This is a genomic window from Mesorhizobium sp. CA13 (genome assembly GCF_020165235.1).
GTDB lineage: Bacteria > Pseudomonadota > Alphaproteobacteria > Rhizobiales > Rhizobiaceae > Mesorhizobium.
The window spans coordinates 92,953-113,458 of the sequence record NZ_JAIUHS010000009.1; the positions used below are offsets into that span (position 1 = coordinate 92,953).

Annotated in this window: 19 protein-coding genes and 1 tRNA gene; 10 read left to right on the top strand and 10 right to left on the bottom strand. The window is 64.6% G+C overall.

All coding sequences use genetic code 11. The annotated features are described in order from the left end of the window. Positions 1-53: 53 nt before the first annotated feature. The 4 genes from LB566_RS20370 to LB566_RS20385 all read right to left on the bottom strand — a co-directional run bounded on the left by LB566_RS20370 (position 54) and on the right by LB566_RS20385 (position 4,467). Entirely contained in the window at positions 54-572 is a 519-nt protein-coding gene (locus LB566_RS20370) for a DUF2231 domain-containing protein (protein ID WP_224626177.1), read from the bottom strand. 229 nt (positions 573-801) lie between these two features. Next, entirely contained in the window at positions 802-1,797 is a 996-nt protein-coding gene (locus LB566_RS20375; protein WP_140550465.1) for an ABC transporter permease, read from the bottom strand. A gap of 52 nt (positions 1,798-1,849) precedes the next feature. After that, positions 1,850-3,388: a sugar ABC transporter ATP-binding protein gene (locus tag LB566_RS20380; RefSeq protein ID WP_224626663.1), complete on the bottom strand. Its 1,539-nt coding sequence runs from the start codon at positions 3,386-3,388 to the stop codon at positions 1,850-1,852. A 116-nt stretch (positions 3,389-3,504) separates the two neighbouring features. Further along, complete coding sequence (locus tag LB566_RS20385; RefSeq protein WP_140550466.1) at positions 3,505-4,467, bottom strand: sugar-binding protein; 963 nt, start codon at positions 4,465-4,467, stop codon at positions 3,505-3,507. A gap of 551 nt (positions 4,468-5,018) precedes the next feature. Between LB566_RS20385 and LB566_RS20390 the strand changes: the two genes are divergently transcribed. The 5 genes from LB566_RS20390 to LB566_RS20410 all read left to right on the top strand — a co-directional run bounded on the left by LB566_RS20390 (position 5,019) and on the right by LB566_RS20410 (position 10,231). Next, on the top strand, positions 5,019-6,113 hold the full coding sequence (locus LB566_RS20390) for a LacI family DNA-binding transcriptional regulator (RefSeq protein WP_181172432.1): 1,095 nt from the start codon (positions 5,019-5,021) through the stop codon (positions 6,111-6,113). Positions 6,114-6,503: 390 nt separating this feature from the next. Continuing rightward, entirely contained in the window at positions 6,504-8,078 is a 1,575-nt protein-coding gene (locus LB566_RS20395; RefSeq protein WP_224626666.1) for a flavin monoamine oxidase family protein, read from the top strand. Positions 8,079-8,127: 49 nt separating this feature from the next. Then, positions 8,128-8,538 (top strand): c-type cytochrome, encoded by a 411-nt coding sequence (locus LB566_RS20400; protein ID WP_224626180.1) that lies wholly within the window; start codon positions 8,128-8,130, stop codon positions 8,536-8,538. Between the two features lie 90 nt (positions 8,539-8,628). After that, positions 8,629-9,141, top strand: coding sequence for a RidA family protein (locus LB566_RS20405; RefSeq protein ID WP_140550467.1), 513 nt, complete (start codon positions 8,629-8,631; stop codon positions 9,139-9,141). Between the two features lie 289 nt (positions 9,142-9,430). Beyond that, positions 9,431-10,231 (top strand): class I SAM-dependent methyltransferase, encoded by an 801-nt coding sequence (locus tag LB566_RS20410; protein ID WP_224626183.1) that lies wholly within the window; start codon positions 9,431-9,433, stop codon positions 10,229-10,231. A 17-nt stretch (positions 10,232-10,248) separates the two neighbouring features. On the opposite strand, the gene LB566_RS20415 is transcribed toward LB566_RS20410, so the two are convergent. Beyond that, positions 10,249-11,787, bottom strand: coding sequence for a winged helix-turn-helix domain-containing tetratricopeptide repeat protein (locus LB566_RS20415; protein ID WP_224626184.1), 1,539 nt, complete (start codon positions 11,785-11,787; stop codon positions 10,249-10,251). Positions 11,788-11,914: 127 nt separating this feature from the next. On the opposite strand from LB566_RS20415, the gene LB566_RS20420 reads away from it, so the two are divergent. Beyond that, entirely contained in the window at positions 11,915-12,376 is a 462-nt protein-coding gene (locus LB566_RS20420; protein ID WP_224626187.1) for a cupin domain-containing protein, read from the top strand. A 203-nt stretch (positions 12,377-12,579) separates the two neighbouring features. Beyond that, positions 12,580-13,281 carry a haloacid dehalogenase type II gene (locus tag LB566_RS20425; RefSeq protein ID WP_224626204.1) on the top strand — a complete coding sequence of 234 codons (702 nt, stop codon included), beginning with the start codon at positions 12,580-12,582 and terminating at the stop codon, positions 13,279-13,281. A gap of 119 nt (positions 13,282-13,400) precedes the next feature. Here LB566_RS20425 and LB566_RS20430 read toward each other — a convergent pair. The 4 genes from LB566_RS20430 to LB566_RS20445 form a co-directional block, all read right to left on the bottom strand. After that, a tRNA-Arg gene (locus tag LB566_RS20430) sits at positions 13,401-13,477 on the bottom strand. 141 nt (positions 13,478-13,618) lie between these two features. After that, positions 13,619-14,581, bottom strand: coding sequence for a DUF5655 domain-containing protein (locus tag LB566_RS20435; protein ID WP_224626206.1), 963 nt, complete (start codon positions 14,579-14,581; stop codon positions 13,619-13,621). 156 nt (positions 14,582-14,737) lie between these two features. Continuing rightward, positions 14,738-15,655, bottom strand: a complete 918-nt coding sequence (locus LB566_RS20440) for a DUF1003 domain-containing protein (protein ID WP_224626209.1) — start codon at positions 15,653-15,655, stop codon at positions 14,738-14,740. A 465-nt stretch (positions 15,656-16,120) separates the two neighbouring features. Then, positions 16,121-17,014: a D-alanyl-D-alanine carboxypeptidase family protein gene (locus LB566_RS20445; protein WP_140551557.1), complete on the bottom strand. Its 894-nt coding sequence runs from the start codon at positions 17,012-17,014 to the stop codon at positions 16,121-16,123. 387 nt (positions 17,015-17,401) lie between these two features. Here LB566_RS20445 and LB566_RS20450 point away from each other — a divergent pair, with 387 nt between their 5' ends. The 3 genes from LB566_RS20450 to LB566_RS20460 all read left to right on the top strand — a co-directional run bounded on the left by LB566_RS20450 (position 17,402) and on the right by LB566_RS20460 (position 19,658). Next, entirely contained in the window at positions 17,402-18,505 is a 1,104-nt protein-coding gene (locus tag LB566_RS20450) for a hypothetical protein (protein ID WP_224626211.1), read from the top strand. Between the two features lie 128 nt (positions 18,506-18,633). Beyond that, the gene (locus LB566_RS20455; RefSeq protein ID WP_224626214.1) at positions 18,634-19,245 is read left to right on the top strand and encodes a nucleoside triphosphate hydrolase; all 612 of its coding nucleotides are present in this window, start codon (positions 18,634-18,636) and stop codon (positions 19,243-19,245) included. Between the two features lie 95 nt (positions 19,246-19,340). After that, on the top strand, positions 19,341-19,658 hold the full coding sequence (locus LB566_RS20460; protein ID WP_224626216.1) for a hypothetical protein: 318 nt from the start codon (positions 19,341-19,343) through the stop codon (positions 19,656-19,658). 41 nt (positions 19,659-19,699) lie between these two features. On the opposite strand, the gene LB566_RS20465 is transcribed toward LB566_RS20460, so the two are convergent. Further along, entirely contained in the window at positions 19,700-20,404 is a 705-nt protein-coding gene (locus LB566_RS20465; RefSeq protein ID WP_224626218.1) for a glutathione S-transferase family protein, read from the bottom strand. Positions 20,405-20,506 lie beyond the last annotated feature (102 nt).

A 20,506-nucleotide genomic window follows, 5' to 3' on the forward strand; every position in this document is an offset into this window, starting at 1 on the left:
GTGTTGGTGTTCAGGTGGCGCTCGCCTGACCTGAACATCGAAACACCTTCCCTTTATGCCGCGTGCCGGTCGTGATCGGCACGACGCGCGCTGGCCGACGGCGTTGCCGACGGTTGTGTCGGCGCGTCCAGAACCGCGACGTGATGGCGGTACACCATCTCCCAGCCTTTCCAGCCAGTAAACAGCAGGATGCAGACAACGATCAATGAAAGCAGCACTCCCCAGGGGCGAACTGCTGCTTCGGCGCCTTGGCTGTAGCGAAGATAGAAATTGATCAGCGCCAGAACGACGGCGGTCAAATTACCGACCATGTGATACCAGGCGCCCGTCAGGGCGCGGATGCGCGGCTCGCTCAGGAAATCGATAAAGCCGGCAATCGCCGCCAGGAGAGCCATGACGATGGCTGCTCCAATCAGCCACATCGACGCGCGTGCCCAAAAGACGTCGGCGGTGCCCCAGAACATCAAATCGGTAAGAAACGCGCCGACAAGGAACGCGACAGGAAAGGGAATGAGCATCGGATGGATGGGATGACCTCCCACCTTGGCGGTGCTTAGCGGATTCGCGGCCATGACAATGCCTCCGAACAGAAAAGCTTTGAACAACGCCCAGACAAGGGTTTCGTTCCAATCCGGATGGAAGCTCGCAAGACGTTTTCGCGACGCTGCCCCTCCTTGCACCCAAGTCACTTGGGGCCGCACAGATACGGCCGACGATAGATCGAGCGGAATTGCGGGTCGGGCGAGATGGAAGCGGCGTTATCCTTCTACGGTCACGGCGGACGCCGCTTTATGCCTCCGATTATTCCGCGGCCGCGCCCACCGCACCCTTGCGGGCGGCGTCGACCATGCGCCGCCGCGCGCGGAACACGCCCCATTGCTGGTCGATCAGCACGCCGATGAGGATGACGCCGCCCATCACCGCGAAGTTGAGCGAGGACGGGATGCCGAGCAGGTTGACGAGGTTCTGCAGCTCCTGCAGCAGCACAGTGCCGAGGATGACGCCGATCAGCGAGCCCTCGCCGCCGCGCAGGGAGAAGCCGCCGAGCACGGCCGCGGCAATGGCGTAAAGCTCGTAGAACTGGCCGTGGCTGGCCGGCGAGATGGAGCGCGTGTACATGGCGAAATAGATCGCCGACAACGCCGTCAGCACGCCGCAGATGACGTAGGCGGCCATGACGACACGCCCGGTGCGGATACCGGAATATTTCGCCGCTTCCTCGTTCTTGCCGATGGCGTAGAGATAGCGGCCGAACACCGAGCGGTGCAGCACCACCCACATGACGATGGCGATGACGATCAGCGCGAAGAAGGAGTTCGGCACGCCCCAGGAGCGGCCGGCGGTCAAGAATTCGAGCTCCGGGAAATTCTGGCCGAAGGCGAAACCGGCGGTGCCGTCGGCGGTGTAGAAGCGGGCGACGCCGCGATAGATCAAAAGGCCGCACAAGGTCACCACGAATGGCTGCAGCTTGAGCCGCGTGATCAGCCAGCCATGCGCCAGGCCGATGATGGCGCCGAGCACCAGGATGAGCACGAAGGCCAGCGGCCATTCCATGCCGCGCACGGCGATGAAGTCGATGAACAGCGTGCCCAGGAGCGCGACCAGCGAGCCGACCGACAATTCGATGCCGCCGGTGATGATGACGAAGGCCTGGCCGATCGACAGGATGCCGAACAGGCCGATGAGGTTCGAGGTGTTGGCGAGGTTGATCGGCAGCAGGAAGCGGGGATTGATGATGGCGACGATGGCGCCGACCACCAGGATCAGGATCAGCAGGCCGAGATCTTTCTTGCTCATCGTCTTCTCCCCAATGCCTGCCTGCGCGGCCATCCAGCCACGGCGGCAAAAACTATTTCGGCTGCTTGCCCACCGCCAGCAGCAGCACGTTTTCCTGGCTGAACTGGTCCTTGTCGAGAATGCCCGAGATCTGGCCCTCATGCATGACGGCGATGCGGTCGGACACGCCGATCACCTCCTCCATGTCGCTGGAGATCATCAACACGGCGACGCCGGCGTCGGCCAGCGCGCGCATCAGCCCGTAGATCTCCGCCTTGGCGCCGATGTCGATGCCGCGCGTCGGCTCGTCGAGGATCATGACCTTGGGGTTCATCGCCAGCCATTTGGCCAGCACGACCTTCTGCTGGTTGCCGCCCGACAGCGTGCCGGTGCGCGTCTGCACCGACGGCGCCTTGATGCCGAGATCTTTTTTCTGCTTCTCCGCAGTGGCGGTCTCCGCGTTGGCCGAAACCAAAGAGCGCTTGGCATGCGCCGGCAGGTTGGGCAGCGAAATATTCTGGGCGATCGACAGGTCGAGCAGGATGCCGGTCAGCTTGCGGTCCTCCGGCACCAGGAAGATGCCGTGCGCGACGGCATCGGCCGCCGAGCCCAGGGCCAGCGGCTTTCCGGCGAGCTCGAGCGTGCCGCCAAGGCTGTTTTCGATGCCGAAGAACACCCGCGCCAGCTCGGTGCGGCCGGAACCGACGAGGCCGGCAAGGCCGAGGATTTCACCGCGCCTGACGTCGAGATCGACTGGCCGGCCGGGATAGGTCGGGGTACGGATGGCCTTGGCCGACAAGGCGACGGCGCCGGGGGCGCGGGCCGCCTCGGAGGCCTTCTCGCGCTCCTTCAGCATGCGGCCGATCATCAGCTTGACCATCTGGTCGTGGTTGATGTCGCGCTTGGGCAAGGTGCCGGCCAGCATGCCGTCGCGCAGCACGATGACGCGGTCGGCGACGCGCTCGACCTCGTGCAGGCGATGCGAAATGAAGATGACGCTGATGCCGTCGGCCTTCAGCGCCTTGATGACGTCGAGCAATTTGTCGGTCTCGGCGATCGGCAGGCTGGAGGTCGGTTCGTCGAGGATGACCAGCCTTGCCTTGATCGACAGCGCCTTGGCGATCTCGACCATCTGCTGCTGGGCGAGCGACAGTTCGGCGACAGGCGTGTCGGCGGAGAAATTGGCGCCGACGCGTTTCAGGAGCGGCGCCACCATGGCGCGCAGCCTTGCGCGGTCGACAAGCTTGAGCGGCCCGGCGCGCAGCGGTTCGCGGCCGAAGAAGATGTTGGCTGCGACATCGAGGTTCTCGAAGAGGTTGAGTTCCTGGTGAACGAAGGCGATGCCGGAGCCAAGGCTGCCCTCGACGCTCAGGCCGTCATGGGCGGTGCCGTCGACAGTGACGGTGCCGCTGTCCGGCCGCGTCACGCCGCCGAGGATCTTCATCAAGGTGGATTTGCCGGCGCCGTTTTCGCCGACGAGGCCGATGACCTCGCCCGGCCTGACCTCCATCGAGAAGCCGTCGAGCGCGACGACGCCCGGATAGGTCTTGCGCACGTTCTCGAGGCTGAGGAACGGGGTGGTCGCGGCGATGGATGTGTCGGAATAATTCATCATGCCTGACAGCGTTGGCGGGCCGACCTCTTGGCAGACTGACTGGCCTCGAAGGCTTCGTCAATGCGAGAGCAGCCGGCCCAAGCGACGTTGAGCCGGCTGAACTGCCTTCGGTCTTAATTTCCAGCCATCGCCTTCAGATTGGCGGCGTAGGCGTCGACGTCATCCTTGCCGATGATCTTGGTCGGGATGATGATGAGGCCGTTGGCCGGGATGCCCGACTTGTCGCCCTTGAGGTAGGACGCCATCAGCTTCATGCCCTGATAGGCCCACTCGAAGGGTTGCTGCACGACGGTGGCGGCAATGGTGCCTTCCTTGACGCCGCCCAGCGTGATCGGATCGTCGTCGAAGCCCACGACGGTGATCGAGCCGAGCTTGCCGGCGTCGCGCAGCGCTTCATAGATGCGCGGCGTGTTGTAGGAGTAGAAGCCGACCATGCAGGTGACGTCGGGGCTGGCGACCAGCGCGTCCTCGACATTCTTCTTGGCGCGGGCCTGGTCGATGTCGTCGCCGCGCACGTCGACGAGTTCGATCTTGGTGCCGGCCAGGCCATCCTTCATGCCCTGGATGCGCTCTTTGGCGTTGTCGGCGCCGAGCAGGCCGACGAAGCCGAGGCATTTGCCGCCGTTCGGCATCGCCTTCTTGGCGATCTCGGCCGCCTGCTTGCCGGCATCGACATTGGACGAGCCGATATAGGCGACGCGCTTGGTCTGCGGGGCGTCGGAGTCGGTGGTGAACAGCGCCGTTTCCGACGCGATCTTGTTCAGCCCGTCGGTCGAGGTCTTGGGGTCGACGGCCGAGACCATGATGCCCTTGACGCCGGCGGTGACCAGATCGTCCATCAGCCGCTGCTGGATGGCGACCGAGGACTGCTCGGGATATTTCAGCTCGAGATTGTAGTCGGGCAGTTCGCCCTGCGCCTTCTTGACGCCGGCTTCGGCCGCCTTCCAGAAGTCGGAAGCGCCGTTGACCACGAAGGCCAGCGTCGGCTTGTCGTCGGCGCGCGCGATCGTGCTCGCCGTCAGGCCAAGCAGCAGCGCCGCGGTGGCCACGGATGCATTGCGTATCAAGGATTTCATGTTCAACCTCCCGTTTTGGCCGGTCGTCGGACCGGCCGATCCTGCACTTGTCTGATTTGCCGTTCGCGGCTTGGACGCCCTCCTCCTCAAGGGTTCCCGGCACTGAAGATGGCGTCGTTCCAGCCACGGCGACGGACTTTAGAGACTCATCCCCCGTTCGTAAATAGTCCGATTTGTCTGACATATCACATGTCCGCGACAAGGCTTCGCGGGGTACTATCCGCTTGCCATCGGGCCATTCGCATGCACCGCGCCCCAGGGAAATCGAACGCGACGGACCGACGTTACAGCGCATTTTCGTATTAGTAAACGGTATTAGTTGGGCTGGCGATGGCGACCGCGCCGGCGGTGCCGGCGCCGGGTTTGCCGAGAACGCAATGGCTTGGCGCAAAAGGGGTAAGCGGCGCATATGCTGTGATTTAAGCTAACTGAGCCGCCTAGCCAGTAGACCGGTCGCACGCTAATAGATATAAGTCAGGCGATATTTCTATAAACCGACGCGGCCTTGATGGTCGCCGGGCAGGCCGGACAGGCCGGGGAACACGAACAGAATGAGCGAGACCACTGATATCGCGACGGCAAGGCGCCGCAAGGCGCCGGTGAAGCCCAAGGGCCGGGTCACCATGACCGACATTGCGCGCGCCGCCGGCTGCTCGCAGGCGACTGTTTCCTTCGTGCTCAACAATTCGCCTGGCATAAAACTGTCGCGGCAGACCCGCGAGCGGGTGATCGAGGCGGCTCGCACATTGGGCTACAGCGCGCCGGCCTTCTCGGCGCTGAAGACGCCGGCTGCCGCCTTTGACGGGCTGGACGGGGTGATCGGCTTCGCCGTCGACCAGCTCGCCACCAGCCCGGAAGCCGTCGTCGCCATCGAGGGCGCGCGCCAGGCCTCGTGGAACGCCGGCAACGTGCTTCTGGTGGCGCAGACGATGGGCGACGCCGTGATGGAGCCGCGCGCCATAGAGGCGCTGACCCGGCGGGGCATTTCGGCGCTGATCTACATGACCATCTTTACCCGCGAGATCACGGCGCCCGATTTCCTCTACAGCCTGGACATCCCGGTGATCCTGCTCAACTGCTACACGTCGGATTATGCCTTCCCCGCCGTGGTGCCCTCCGAGATCGCCGGCGGCCAGAGCTCCACCCGGCACCTGATCAGCCACGGCCACCGCCGCATCGCCACCATCACCGGCGAGCCCTGGATGCAGGCGGCACAGGACCGCCTGAAAGGCTACCGCCGCGCGCTCGCCACCGCCGACATCCCCTTCGATCCCGAACTGGTGGTCGAGGGCGACTGGTCGGCCAGCGCCGGCTATGCCGCGACCGTCAAGCTCCTGGCGCTCAAGGACCGCCCGACCGCCATCTTCTGCCAGAACGACCGCACGGCGATCGGCTGCTACGAAGCCCTGAAGGAAGCCGGCCTGCACATCCCGCAGGACATTTCGGTCGTCGGCTATGACGACGAGGAAATCGCCAGGCATCTGTTCCCGCCGCTCACCACCTCGATCCTGCCGCATATGGCGATGGGCCAATGGGCGATCGAACAGCTCGAAGCGCCGGCAGCGGTGGGACGGGGGCGCTATCCGATCACCAAGCTGGAATGTCCGCTGGTGGAGAGGGAGAGCGTGCGGGCCGTGGCAGGCTGACCGCCCGACCGACAAGGCAGACATTCGGACCATGAAAACCGGCGCCGCGAGCGCTGGCCGGCCATGGGATTCCCGCCGGACTTTCTCGCTGTCGGGGCCAGCCAGGCATGTCCTTTCAATTGGCACAGCAAGCGGTCGGGCCGCCGGCCCCAAGGCCGCGAAGGCGTGAGAAATGCCGGCCGGCGACGCCGCGAGTGCCCTATTGCGCCAAGGTTCGAGGACATTTGTTCCAAGCGCGGCGTGTTGGTTGAACAGGCTGGGCTGGAGGCATAGCCTTGCCTGGTCCACCGGGCTCGCCTCGAGCTTGCGGCGGCAACAGGCGGCATGACGGATCGCGGCGTGCCGCCGATCGAGGAGACGAACATGCAGCTCGAACAATCCCTTGCCGGCATGCGCCGGCGCGACCTTCTCAAAATGATCGGCATCACGGCGGGCAGCGCCGCAATGTACCAAGCCATGACCAGCATGGGACTGGCGGCAGAGTCCGATTACAAAGGACCCATCAATCTCGAAGGCGACCCGAAGGGCGCTTCGGTGCTTGTCCTGGGCGCCGGCCTGGCCGGCATGCTGGCGGCGCTGGAACTGCGCCAGGCCGGCTACAAGGTGAAGATCCTCGAATACAATGCCCGCGCCGGCGGCCGCAACTGGACGATACGCGGCGGCGATACCGTCACCGAACTCGGCGGCTACACACAGAAATGCGAGTTCGACGAGGGGCTCTACCTCAATCCCGGCCCCTGGCGCATCCCTTACCATCACAACGGGCTGTTGGCCTATTGCCGGAGGCTCGGGGTGACGCTTGAGCCGTTCCAGCAGACCAACCACAACGCCCTGCTGCATTCGACGGAGGCCTTCGGCGGCAAGCCGAAGCGCGTGCGCGAGATCCAGACCGACTTCAAGGGCCACACTTCGGAGTTGCTGGCCAAGGTGGCCAAGAAGGGCCAGCTGGAGGGCCTCGTCTCCAAGGAGGACCAGGAGGTGCTGCTCGAGGCGCTGCAGTCCTGGGGGGCGCTGGACAAGGACTACAGCTATAAATCCAGCCTCGCGACCGCCGAGTTCCGCGGCTACGAGAAGGAGCCGGGCGGCGGCATCGGCGCCGAGCCGGTGGCGGGTCAGGTCCTCAGCGCGTCCGACGTGCTGAATTCGCGCCTGTGGGGCAGCCTCGCCAACTTCTCGCTCTACGAATTCCAGACGACCATGTTCCAGCCGGTCGGCGGCATGGGCAGGATCGGCGAAGCCTTCGCCAAGCAGGTCGGCGACCTCATCACCTACAATGCCAAGGTCACCAAGATCGCCCAGAACGACAAGGGCGTGACGGTGACCTATGAGGACGCGAGAAACCCCGGCACCACCCAGGAGGCCAGCGCCGACTGGTGCGTATGCACCATTCCGCTCACCATCCTCAGCCAGATCGAAATCCAGGTCGGCGGCGCCATGCAGGCGGCGATCAGGGCGGTGCCCTATGCGTCCTCGGTCAAGGTCGGCCTGCAGATGAAGCGCCGTTTCTGGGAGGAGGACGAATCGATCTTCGGCGGCGTCAGCTATACCAACTTGCCGATCTCGCAGATCTCCTATCCCAGCACCGGCTTCAACGCCGGCGGCAAGGGCGTGCTGCTCGGCTGCTACACGTGGAACGGACCGAACTCCTACGAATTCACCGCCATGACCCCGCAGGAGCGCGTGCAGAAGGCGGTGGAATACGGCGCGCAGCTTCACCCGCAATACAAGCAGGAGTTCGAGACCGGCGTTTCCTGGGCATGGCACCGCTCGCCCTTCACGCTTGGCTGCGCGGGCGACTGGACCGAAGAGGCGCGCAAGGAGCATTACGACAATCTGTGCCAGATCGACGGCCGCATCGTGCTGGCCGGCGAGCATGCCTCCTACATTCCCGCCTGGCAGGAGGGCGCGATCCTGTCCTCGCTCAACGCCATCACCCGCCTGCACCAGCGCGTCATGCAGGGATGAGGCCATGCCGGTCCCTTCGTTCACCCCGTATCCCGCGAGGCATCCCATCATGAGCAGCTCCTTCAAAAGACCCAGCGGTTTCATCGCCATGGCCGCCGCCATGGCGTTCACGGCCCCCGGCGCGTTCGCCGATTCGGCGGGCGTCACATTCAGCCAGGGCGATAATTTCACCGAAAAGGATGGCGCGGCGCTCTATGCCAATGTCTGCGCCGCCTGCCACCTGGACAAGGGGCAAGGCGCGGTCGGCGCCGGCCACTATCCGGCGCTGGCCAAGAACAAGAACCTGGAGGCGGGCGGCTATCCCGTAACCCTTGTCCTGCACGGGCAAAACGGCATGCCGCCGGTGGGGCAGATGATGAGCGACGACCAGGTCGCTGCCGTGGTCAACTATGTCAGGACGCATTTCGGCAACGACTACAAGGATGCCGTGACGGCGCAGGACGTGAAGGATGTCCGCTGATTGGCGGATGCCGCCCGCATATGCGGCAACGCAAACCGCGTGGCGGGCATTCCGGCGCCCGCCGTCCTCTCGAACAGAAGGAAACAGGTCATGAAACCATCGATCGGGAAATCATGGATCGGGGCCGCCGTGCTGGCGGCGGGAATGCTGGCGGCAGGCGCCGCGCTGGCCGACGACGTCGTTCGCCACAAGATTCCGAATTCGGATTTTCCGATCCTGCGCGCCGTCGAGGTGCCGGCCGGCAAGACCACGGTCTATCTCAGCGGCGCCGTGCCGTCGGTCATCGACGAGAAGGCCGACAAGGCAACGGTCGCGGCCTATGGCGACACCGAGGCCCAGACCGGCTCGGTGCTGAAGTCGATCGACAAGACGCTGGCCGATCTCGGCCTGAAGATGGGCGACGTCGTCAAGATGCAGGTCTTCCTGGTCGGCGATCCCGCCAAGGGCGGCAAGATGGATTTCGCCGGCTTCATGAAAGGCTACACGAAGTTTTTCGGGACCAAGGACCAGCCGAACCTGCCGACGCGTTCGGTGGTGCAGGTCGCGGGCCTCGCCGGCCCCGGCTTCCTGGTCGAAATCGAAGTGACCGCCGTGCGGCCTTGAAGCCGGGGCGTTCGGCCGGCCCGTTGCGCCAGGATGCCGAACGGGCTGGGGAGGCGCGGATCTGGCGGGCCGGGAACCGGCGCGGTCGAAGCGGCCTCGCTCGCCCAGGCACCCACCGAAAGGCGGAGCTGGGCGATGTTGACCCGCCAGTGAGGGCTAACACGCGCGGAGCCCACGCCCAAGCACTAGCCATTCGTCGAAGGGAGGTCGCGCGACCGCGGACGGAAAACCGCCTCACGCTTTTCTCGGAATTAGCCTAGCCTCTCCTCTTCAGCGCAGGGAGAGCGAGATGACCTCAAGTTTCACCGTTCACGATGCATCCGGATATGAGCAGCTCATGGGCCGCTGGAGCCGCAAGCTCGCGCCCAAATTCATCGACTTCGCCGGGCTTGCCGGTGGCGAAAAGATCCTCGACGTCGGCTGCGGCACCGGCAGCCTGACGTTCGAGCTGGCGAAATCCGCCGACCTCGCGGCGATCACGGCGATCGACTTTTCGCCTGTCTTCGTCGAGGCGGCACAGCGGCGCAACAGCGATCCGCGCATCGAGATCCAACAGGCCGACGCCACCGCCTTGCCGTTCGCCGACGATCGTTTCGACCGCGCGCTGGCGCTGCTCGTGCTCCATTTCGTGCCGGAGGCCGGCAAGGCGGTGGGCGAAATGCGCCGCGTGGTGCGGCCGGGCGGCGTGGTCGCGGCCGTCGTGTGGGACCATCTCGGCGGCATGCCCGGCATGCGAATGATGATCGACACGGCGGCCGCGCTCAGCGAAGGCGGACGCCAGATGCGCAGCCGCTATTGCTTCCAGCCGATGATGCAGCCGGGAGAAATGAAGCGGACTTTTATCGAGCAGGAGCTGGCCGACGTCACCGAAACCGAGCTGATGATCCGCATGGACTATCGGGATTTCGACGACTATTGGGCGCCGATCGGCGCCGGCGAAGGGCCGCTCGGCAGATACATGATGACGCTCGACCCAGCCGAGCGGTCGCGCACCGAGGCCGCCGTCCGCGATGCCTACGAGGCAGGCCGGCCGGATGGGCCGCGGTCGTTCGCCAACGTGGCCTGGGCTTGCAGGGGCGTGGTGCGGTAAACGGACCGAGAGCCGCCCTATTGCGGCAAACCGGCGGCCTGCAGCGCCTCGCCGAGGCATTGCGCGAGCGCCGGGGCGCAGTGTACGGCGGCGAACTGCCGGCTGTAGCGAAACGTCGGATGCAGCTCACGCACCCGCGCCGCTGCCGCCGCCGCCTCTTCCAGCCGGCCGAGCTTGGCCAAAGCGGCGGCCAATTGCACATAGGTGATGCTGTGGGCGGGATTGGCCTGAACGGACCTGTATGCGGCGCGGCAGGCCTCGTCGTAGCGGCCGCGCAGCAAATGGCTCATCGCCTGGGCATCGAAGGCGGCGAAGGCCCATGGATCAAAGGGGCTTAGCCGCATCCCGCGCTCGCTCCACTCGATGGCTTGCTCGGCTTCGCCGCTCCAGCCGAGGATGACGCTGCCCAGAATGTAGGTCAGGGCGGATGACGGGCTGACGGCGAGCGCGGCTTCCAACGCGGTGAAGGCGGCCTTGCGGTCATGTCCATCCATGCCGATCGAAAACCCCGCAAGGGTAAGCGCCGATGCGTCGTCCTGTCCGTGCAGGATGGCCAGCCGGGCATGGCGGATCGAAGCCTCGCGATCGGCTTCCCGCAGGCCGGCGCGAAGGAACAGGCAATGGTGGCACATGGCGGCATTGCCGTGGGCAAGCGCATAGGTCGGCTCCAGTTCGATGGCGCGTTCGAGCAGCACAAGCGCTTGCGCAACCCGCTCGGGCATGCCGGAATCCACGTCCGGCTGGGCCCGCAGCACGAGGTCGTAGGCATCGAGACTGTCGGGGCGCTTGCGCTTCACCCTCTCGATTTCGACACGCCGCAGGCTCGGCGCGATCGCGCCGACGGCCGCAAGGGCGATCTCATCCTGCAGCGCGAAAATATCGGCGGAGGCCCGGTCGAAGCGCTCGGCCCATATGTGGGCGCCGGTCGAGGTGTCGATCATCTGGCCGGTCACGCGCACGCTGCCGCCGGCCCTGCGCACGCTGCCTTCGAGCACGTAGCGGACACCGAGCTCGCGGCCGACCTGCTTCACGTCCACAGCGCGCCCCTTGTAGGTGAAGGAGGAGTTGCGGGCGATGACGAACAGCCAGTTGATGCGCGCCAGGCCGGTGATGATGTCGTCGACTATGCCGTCGGCGAAATAGTCCTGCTCAGGATCGCCGCTCAGGTTCGAGAACGGCAGAACCGCGATCGAAGGCTTGCCGGGCCATGTCAGCGTGGGTGCCTCCGGACCGAGACCACCAATCGCGACCTGTGGCCCGACATAACGATAGCCGTGCCGCGGCAGCGTCTCGATCCAGCTTCCGCCGCCGGCCGCGTTCTCGAGCATGCGCCTGGCCGCCGCGATCTGCACCGTCAGATTGCTGTCCTCGATCGCTTGCCCGGGCCATACGGCCTCGATCAGCGCCTGCTTCGAAACCGGCTTGCCCGTGCGTTCGACAAGCAGCGCCAGCAGCGCGACGGCGCGTTGGCCGAGCGGCGTCGGCTGGTCGCCGTGGAACAGGATCCCGGCTCCGCCGTCGATGCGAAAAGGGCCAAAGGCGAGGCTCGTTGCCATTTTCCGGAGGAGATACCGTTTGCAATCTTTTCGCAATGATTTCGCAACGGCTTCACGACTGGCCGGCCGGGTAGAGGCATTCTGTGCCGGTGCTGCGGGAAAACGCAGCGAACCGATGGAGGATCAAATGAGCGCCGCCCCTGTCATCCGGATGCCCGACGAGAACAAGGGGGTCATGCTGCGTGGCCAGCCGATGGTGTTCCTCGTCACCGGCGAGGATACCAGGCACACGAGCATGTTCGACTGGACCATACCGGCCGGCTTCGCCACCGGCCTGCATGTGCATCGCGTGCAGGAAGAAACCTTCTATGTGCTGGACGGCGAATGTGTCTGGCACGTCGGCGAAAAGGTGATCCGGGCGACCCCGGGCACCTTCCTGTTCATTCCGCCTGGCGTGCAGCACAACATCACCAATGTCGGCGAAAAGCCCGCCCGCGTGCTGATGACCGTCTCGCCGCCCGGCCACGAGCATTATTTCGAGGAACTCGCCAGGCTGGCCGCAAAGGGGTCCCCCGATCCAAAGGCGCTTGCCGAGCTGCGGGACCGCTACGACACCGACCAGATTTCTACCCTGACGGCGAGTGCATAGGCGTCGTTGGTAGATGGGCGCAATCGGCCTGCCTGCGGCGCGAGCGCGGCTTCCCGGTGCCTACGGTGCCGGGACGCGGCAAAGATGATGTAGACGGCCGAGAGGGCGGCCGTCCAATGCGGAGAATCCTGCATCTGGATAAAAGCGCGCGGTGGTCTAAGGTGTCTCCGGGGCTCCCGACGTCTTCCGCAAAAGGTTTCCGAATGGCACTCACCGGACCGCGCCCGACCTGGCTTACTTTCGACTGTTATGGAACGCTGATCCAGTGGGATGAGGGACTGATGGCCGCGATGGAGACGATCCTGTCGCGCAAGGGCCGCAGGATCGAGGCTGAGACATTCATCCCGGTCTACGACCGGCACGAACACCAGCTCGAGCATACGAAGCCGCACCTCTCCTTCGCCGAGGTGACGGCCAAAGCGCTGCATCTGGCGATGCGGGACTTTTCGCTGGAAGCGGAGGCCGGCGACGCCGACCTGCTGACATCCTCGATCGGCCGCATGCCGCCTTTCCCGGAGGTCGTCGCGACGCTGCAAAAGCTGAAGCAGGCCGGCTTCAGGCTGGCGATCATCTCCAACACCGATGACGCCATCATCGCCGGCAACGTCGCGCAGCTGGGCGGCGCCATCGACCGGGTCATCACGGCGCAACAGGCGCAGGCCTACAAGCCGTCGCGGCAGATCTTCGAACACGCCTGGCGCACCCTCGGCGTGACCAAGGACGAGCTGGTCCACATCTGCGCCAGCCCGCATCTCGACCTGACCGCCGCCCGCGACCTGCATTTTCGCGCGGTGTGGGTCGATCGCGGGACGGGACGAAAGCCGCCGGCGGACTATGAGCCGGACGCGGTGGCACGAGGGCTGGACGACGTGCCGGGGTTTTTCGAGGAGGCTGGGTGGGTTTAGGATATCGGAGGGTTGGGCGCGCAGGCTCGAACCACTTCAACATCTTTTCGGCCGAAGTGTTACCCCATGTCTCCGGTATAAACCGTAACCTATGTCTCCGGGTTGTACACTGATGCCGTTGGCGCACCCGACAGGATTCGAACCTGTGACCTCTGCCTTCGGAGGGCAGCGCTCTATCCAGCTGAGCTACGGGTGCTTCCCGGCGATCCGGAAAACGAACCAGCCGATGAACCGGCAAGTCACGGCTTCTTAGCGGAACCAGGCGCGGGCTTCAACGGGCAAGTGCGTTTTGCGAAATCGAAAGGGCTGGCGCACAGAACCAACGCGAGAGCGTCGATCACGATCCTTCATATGCTCTCATGAACAACGGCTGCGCCTTCTGGAAATCAGCCATTGACCTGATTGAAACTTGCAGATTGCCAGTTCCGTAGTGGCCAATTTTCGTCACATCGCGGGTGAAGCCCTCCTCAATCTCGATTGTCCGTGGATCTAGCTTCAGGTAGACGACGGCAACCTTTGGCTGAGGGTAGACTTCAAGGCAGGCGAAGTTTTTTATGCGCTTAAACGCCGTATATAGCTTTAGTTCCTTGACCTGAACGTCGTCTCCAAGGCCGATCAGAAAGTCCCGGATGGCGTCGTGGAGATCGCGCAAAGCCGGGCTCGCTTGCGACAGACGATACGCCATGCGGTATGTGGCATAAGGGTCTTCCGAGTCTTCGTTCGGGGTGGCCATCGTGGTGTCGCCGGCAGTGCTCTTTATGTCGGGTGCGGCTGAAAATGTGTTTACCTTGGCCAGCTTGGGTGCGTGAACGAGTTCCAACATGAGCATGGATTCACCAAACTGCCGATATCTTATCAACTCAATGTTCCGGGCGATCTGCTTGACAGCGTGCTGGTCATAGCGGGTGAAATCGCCAGCAATACATAGCAATCTTGGAGCCGAGAAATCGACATTCTTAGCGGCCTCAGGACCAAGCTTTTCCAGGACAAGCCATTGAAATTCTTTTCGATGATCGAGAAGCCAATCAAGGTAAAATAGGCCCTGATTGATGACGTTCTCGTTTACCGCACGCTTATACTCAATGATCACGGGACAATCGTCTTCATCGAGCCCCAACGTGTCGATGCGGCCGCCATGGACTGATCCGGTTGAGTGCTGGCTTGCAAGGAATCGAACACCTAACAGCGCCTCCAGATTTGCCTCAAAAATATGCTGAAGCGATTTTTCGACCTGCATGGCAGAGCCGGCCAATTCCTGAATCTGCCCATGGTTGAATTGAAACAGTTTAATATCGCTCAAAAGCGTACCCACCCGATGAATGCGTGGCGCAGACTGTCTTGAATTTCCAGCTCAATGTCCAGTTGGAGCGGCCGCTCGCGATGTAATGGATCCTTTATCGACGGCTCCCGCACGTCACGCCTAGATGGTCGTCATCAACTTCGCACACACCACGCCTCACCCGCCCGCCTCACCCTTCACCGCCCGCCTCCTCCGCACCGCGCGCTTGGCCTTCTTCGCGCCCGTCAGCTCGTGCATGGCGTCGAGCTGCATCTGCTGCATTTCGGCCAGGCGCGTCCATTGGCGCGAGATGAGGTAGTCGAGCTTTTCGTGCAGATGGCGCACTTCGAGCTCGGCCTTGAGGTTGACGCGGTAGTCGTTGAAGGAGCGCAGGCGGTCTTTCACCTCCTGGCGCTTCTGGCTCATCATGATGATGGGCGCCTGGATGGCGGCGATGCAGGAGAGCAGCAGGTTGAGCAGGATGAAGGGGTAGGGATCGAAGGCGCGGTTCAAGCCCTCGAATAGATTGATGGCGATCCACACCAGGAGCACGCCGGCGAACGAGATCAGGAACCACCAGCTGCCGCCGAAGGCGGCCATATTGTCGGAGACGCGGTCGGCGAACGAGCGGTGCTCCTCGAACTCCTCTTCCGAGTTTTCCGAAATCGTGTCCTGCCGGGCGATCGATTCCACCACCTGGCGGTCGAGCTCGGAGAATTCGCCATGCTCCTGCTGGAGCAGCTCCTCCATGTAGCGCATGCGGTAGCGGCCGAGCTCCTCGCGGCTGATGCGGGCGCCATGCGGCAGGCCCGGATGGTCGGAGCGGATGCGGTCGGCGAGGCTCGGGCGCAAATCGTCGATGCGCACCAGGTCGCGCTTGCGGAATTTGCGGCCCGAGATCGCCGACGGTCTTTTCTTGGGCTTGGCCCGCGAGGCGCCGGGGCCCGCCGGTTCGGAGTCGGGCACCTCGGGCGTGTCGAAATGCTCGTCCGAAACGCCGTGCAGGTCCTCCCCGGTGGTCGGCGCCTCGAAATATTCGCCGCCGCTGTCATTGTCCGCCGCCTGCTGCTCGGACGCCTTGGGAACGGTGCTCATGATGCGGGCTCCTGCCGTGGTGGAAGATTGATAGACCGAGGGGGCGATGCTTAGCCAGCATCGCGGCGGATTTGAGCAGCCCTATGCCATGCCTTGCGGACGATTGCGTGACAGGAAGGGGGCAGCGGGCCGCCTTTCGGGGCTCGCCTGGTAGAGAGACATTCGAGGTTGGCCGACGGCAACAAAAAACCCGCCTTGCGGCGGGCGGCTGGCGCAAATCAGCACCATAGCGAGAACAGTAGCATAGTGGCCCTCACCCTGTCAAGAAAAAATTCCTATCGGAGACAACTGGCGGCAGATTGCAGGTTTCGGCGCTGGCGTCCGCTTTCGAGCGCCGGCGCCGCCCCTCATTGCCCTGCCGGGCATTTCTCCCCGTATAGTGACGGCGAGAAAGGAGCGCCGCGACGCCGGCGCTATCCTCGCGACGCTGGTGATTGGCGAAAGCGGCGACGACAGCTCGCCCGCTCACTGCTGTTCGGCGTACATCACCCTTGTCGGGGCGTCCGCTATCGCCGGCGACAGGCTGCGCTGGATCAGCGCCTCGACATGGTCGTTGCGCTGGCGGGCGCTGTCGGCACCCATCACCACCACGATCAGCTGGCGGCCGTCGGCTTCGTAGGAGGTGACGATGTTGAAGCCGGAGGCCCTGATATAGCCGGTCTTGATGCCGTTCACGCCGCGCACGCGGCCGAGCATGTCGTTGTGGCCGCGCACCAGCCGACCGCGGAACATGAAGTCGCTTTCGGAGAAATAGTGGAAATGCTGGGGGAAGCGCTGGTGCAGCGCCATGCCGAGCACCGCCATGTCGCGCGCGCTGGTGACCTGGCCGCCGTCGGGCAGGCCCGAGGCGTTGCGGAAAACGGTGCTGGTCATGCCGAGCTGGCGCGCCTTGGATGTCATCATGGCGGCGAACTGCTCCTCCGAGCCGCCGAGATATTCGCCCACCGCCACCGCCACGTCATTGGCCGATTTGACGACGATGGCGCGGATGGCGGAATCGACGTCGATCGTTTCCCCGCGCCGGAAGCGCAGCTTGGTCGGCGGCTGCGAGGCGGCGTGGTCGGAGACCGGGATCTGCGTTTCCTTGGAGACGCGGCCGCTCTCCATCGCCTCGAACAGCAGGTAGAGCGTCATCATCTTGGTCAGCGAGGCCGGATAGCGCGGCGCCCTCGAATTGACCTCGAACAGCTGCTTGCCGCTTCTGATATCGACGACGATGGCCGCGTATTTCTGCGGCGGCGCCGGCACGGCCAGCACAGAGTCCGGCGGCGTCGTGGTCGAGCAGCCCGCAGCCATCAGCAACAGGCCAAGGGCGACGAAAAGTCTCTGGACGAGCGGAAGGCGACGCTGGTGGGACAAGGGCAAGTCTGTTCGGGTCAGGCTGTTGCTGAGATGCGGCGAAGCTAACGTAACCTGCCGGCTGCGTCCATTTGGTTAATGGCGGTAGCCCCAGCTTTGTCTGCTTCAAGCTTGGGTTTCCTCGCCCCCAGAAAGTGGGGGAGAGGTGGCTCGGCGAAGCCGAGACGGAGCGGGGGCAGCGCCGACCATGCCGTATGATCTGGAGACATTGCAGGTCTGCGCCCTACGAAAGCCCCCTCTCCGGCCGCTTCGCGGCCACCTGTCCCCCGCCTTTCGCGGGGGCGAGGAACCCAAGCCTTCCAACGCTGATGCGAAATGCCGGTCGCGGTGCTTGCGCATCCGGTGGCGAACGGTTCTTGTTGCGCTTTCGGATTCGATGAGAGCGCAATGGATACGGTCACCCTCAAGGCACGCGGCATTTCGGTTTCGCTCGACACCACGGTCGGCCATATCGCCGACATGGTTGTCGAGGATGGCGGGCGCCAATTGCGGCCGCTGCACCGCGCGCCCTGGGTCGGCGCGCCACGCGATACGCTGCCGGCCGACTTGCCCGAGGGCACGGTGCGGCTGTCCGGCGATTTCCTGTGCGCGCCGTTTTCGCGCAGCGACGTCGACGAAGCGCCGCTGCATGGCTGGCCGGCCAACAGCGCCTGGGACGTCACCGAAAGCAGCGCCGTGGACGGCGGCTGGCGAGCCGTTTTCCGGCTGCGCCGCAAGGTGATGGGCGCGAGTGTCGACAAGATCCTGACGCTGCGCGACGGCCATGCCTTTCTCTACCAGGAACATGTGTTTTCCGGCGGCCACGGCGCGATCTCGGTCGCCCATCATCCGATGACGGCGATGACGGATGGCGGCAGGCTGGCCTTTTCGCCAAAACGCTTCGCCGCCTCGCCCGCCGATCCGCTGGAGCCCGATCCCACGCGCGGCCGCTTCCTGCTCGCCTATCCCGGACGCACCAGCGATCTCGGCCATTTTCCCGCCGCCGGCGGCGGGACGCTCGACCTGACGGATTACCGCATGGACGACCGGCGCGAGGATTTCGTCACGCTGGTCGAGGCCGATCATGGCGGGCCGGGCTGGACGGCCCTGGCGCGCCGGGCAGAGGACGACCTGGTTCTGGTGCTGAAGAACCCGGCCGAGCTGCCGGTCACCATGCTGTGGTTCAGCAATGGCGGCCGCGACTACGCGCCGTGGAGCGGCCGGCATCTCGGCGTGCTCGGCATCGAGGACGGGCGCACAGCCGTCGGCCATGCCGCCTCGATCGGAGACAACTGGCTGACGCGCGAAGGCGTGGCGACCGCGTTCGCGCTCGGCGAAGGCTCCAGCGTCTCCTTCCGCCATGTCATCGGCGCCCTGCCGCTGTCGGGCACCGAGCCGCCGCAAGAGGTCACCACGGCGGACGGCCGCATGCGGCTCTTGGGCGGAGGCCCGGCGCGGGAGGTGCCGTTCGACAGCGATTTCCTGCGCATCGGCCAGGCCGCGGCTGGCTGAGTGGATGCTTCGAACGCCCCGCTTTTGACATTCGACCGCCGTTCCTTACCCAAAATGCCGGTTTGAAATTTCCGCCGAGTGCCGCCAGAATAGCGGTCGCGCCAACCATCAGGGCACGCGAGGCTGCCATGTCCGAAATCGCCCATCTCGCCGCCACCATCTTCAAGCGCGCCGGCAAGGCAAAGCGCTTCATCGTCGCCATTGCCGGACCGCCGGGGGCCGGCAAGTCGACATTGTCGGCGAGCCTGCACGATCTGTTGCCGGAAGGCGCCGTTGAGGTCGTGCCGATGGACGGCTTCCACTATGACGACATCGTTCTCAACCGGCGCGGGCTGCGCGCGCGAAAGGGGGCGCCGGATACGTTCGACTTCGGCGGCTTCGAGACGCTTCTGAAGCGCATCCGGGCGGGAGAGCCCGACATCGCCATCCCGGTGTTCGACCGCACCATGGAACTGTCGCGCGCCGCGGCCGCGATCATCGGCGCGGAGACCAAATTCATCCTGGTCGAGGGCAATTATCTGCTGCTCGACGAGGAGCCGTGGTCGCGGCTGGCGCCGCTGTTCGATTTCTCGATCTTCGTCGAGGTGCCGCGCAACGAGCTTGAGCGCCGGCTGATGGAGCGCTGGCACGAACATGGCCGCTCCGAGGAGGATGCGCGCGCCTGGATCGCCTCCAACGACATGCCCAACATCGAACGCGTGCTGGCGCGGCGCCGGGCGGCCGATCTGGTGATTGGTTAACCTGTTTAATTGTCGATATTTGGAGGCGGGAACCTTAAGGGGTTTCGCACCGTTATGACCGCGAACCCGATTGTCCGGCGTAAGGGGATTTTGCAATGGCAACCAAGGCAAGAAAACCGGCGGCCGCCAAGACCAGGACGGCGAAGACGACGCAGGCGAAAGCCGGCGCTGGTCCGGCGATCGCCGAACGTTCGAAGGACGCCAAGCCCAGCTTCGGCAAGGCCGCACCTCGGAAAGTCGCGGCCGCGGCCGCAAGGCCGGCCAGCGCGCGCAAGCCGGCGCCAGACAAGCCCGGCGCTTTTCGCACGGCGGCGAGCGTTGCAGCCGGCGCGGTGGTGGCGACGGCGCGCGGCGCCGCTTCGCTGGCGGCTTCCGTGATGGGCAAAGGCGGCTCGAAAGCCAAGGCGAAATAGCCGAGCCTACGACATTCCGCCGCCCAGGGCGGCGGGAGCTTTCAGCCCTTTGCCGGAATGGTCAGGCCTTTCTGCACCGCCGGCCGCGCCAGGCTGCGCTCCAGCCATGCCGCCAGGCTGACGAAATCATCGAAGCCAACGAGGTCGCGCGCCTCATAGAAGCCGATCAGGTTGCGCACCCAGCCGATGAGCGAGATGTCGGCGATGGTGTAGTCATTGTCCATGATCCATTTGCGGCCCTGCAGCCTGCCGTCGAGAACGCCGAGCAGGCGGCGCGATTCATCGCGGTACCGCTCCAGCGGCCGCTTGTCGGCGATCTCACGGCCGGCGAATTTGTGGAAAAAGCCGACCTGGCCGAAGATCGGGCCGACGGCGGCCATCTGGAAGAACACCCACTGGATCGTCTCGTAGCGCCGCGCCGCGTCCGCCGGGACGAGCAGGCCGGTCTTGTCGGCGAGGTAGAGCAGGATGGCGCCGGACTCGAACAGGCCGATCGGCTTGCCGTCGGGACCGTTCGGATCGATGATCGCCGGTATCTTGCCGTTGGGATTGAGCGACAGGAATTCCGGCGTCCAGCTTTCGTTTTTGCCGATATCCACATAATGCGGCTCGTAGGCCAGGCCGATCTCTTCCAGCGCGATCGATATCTTCACCCCGTTCGGGGTCGTCGCGGAATAGAGCTGGATCCGGTCCGGATGCCTGGCCGGCCAGCGGGCGGTGATCGGAAAGGCGGACAGGTCGGCCATCGAGAACTCCTGGGCGGGAATCGCACCGAGCGGCGCGGTCGTGGTGGGCAAAGGATTAGGCGTGGGCCCTGGCATGATCAATGCGGCGGCAGACGTTTGGCC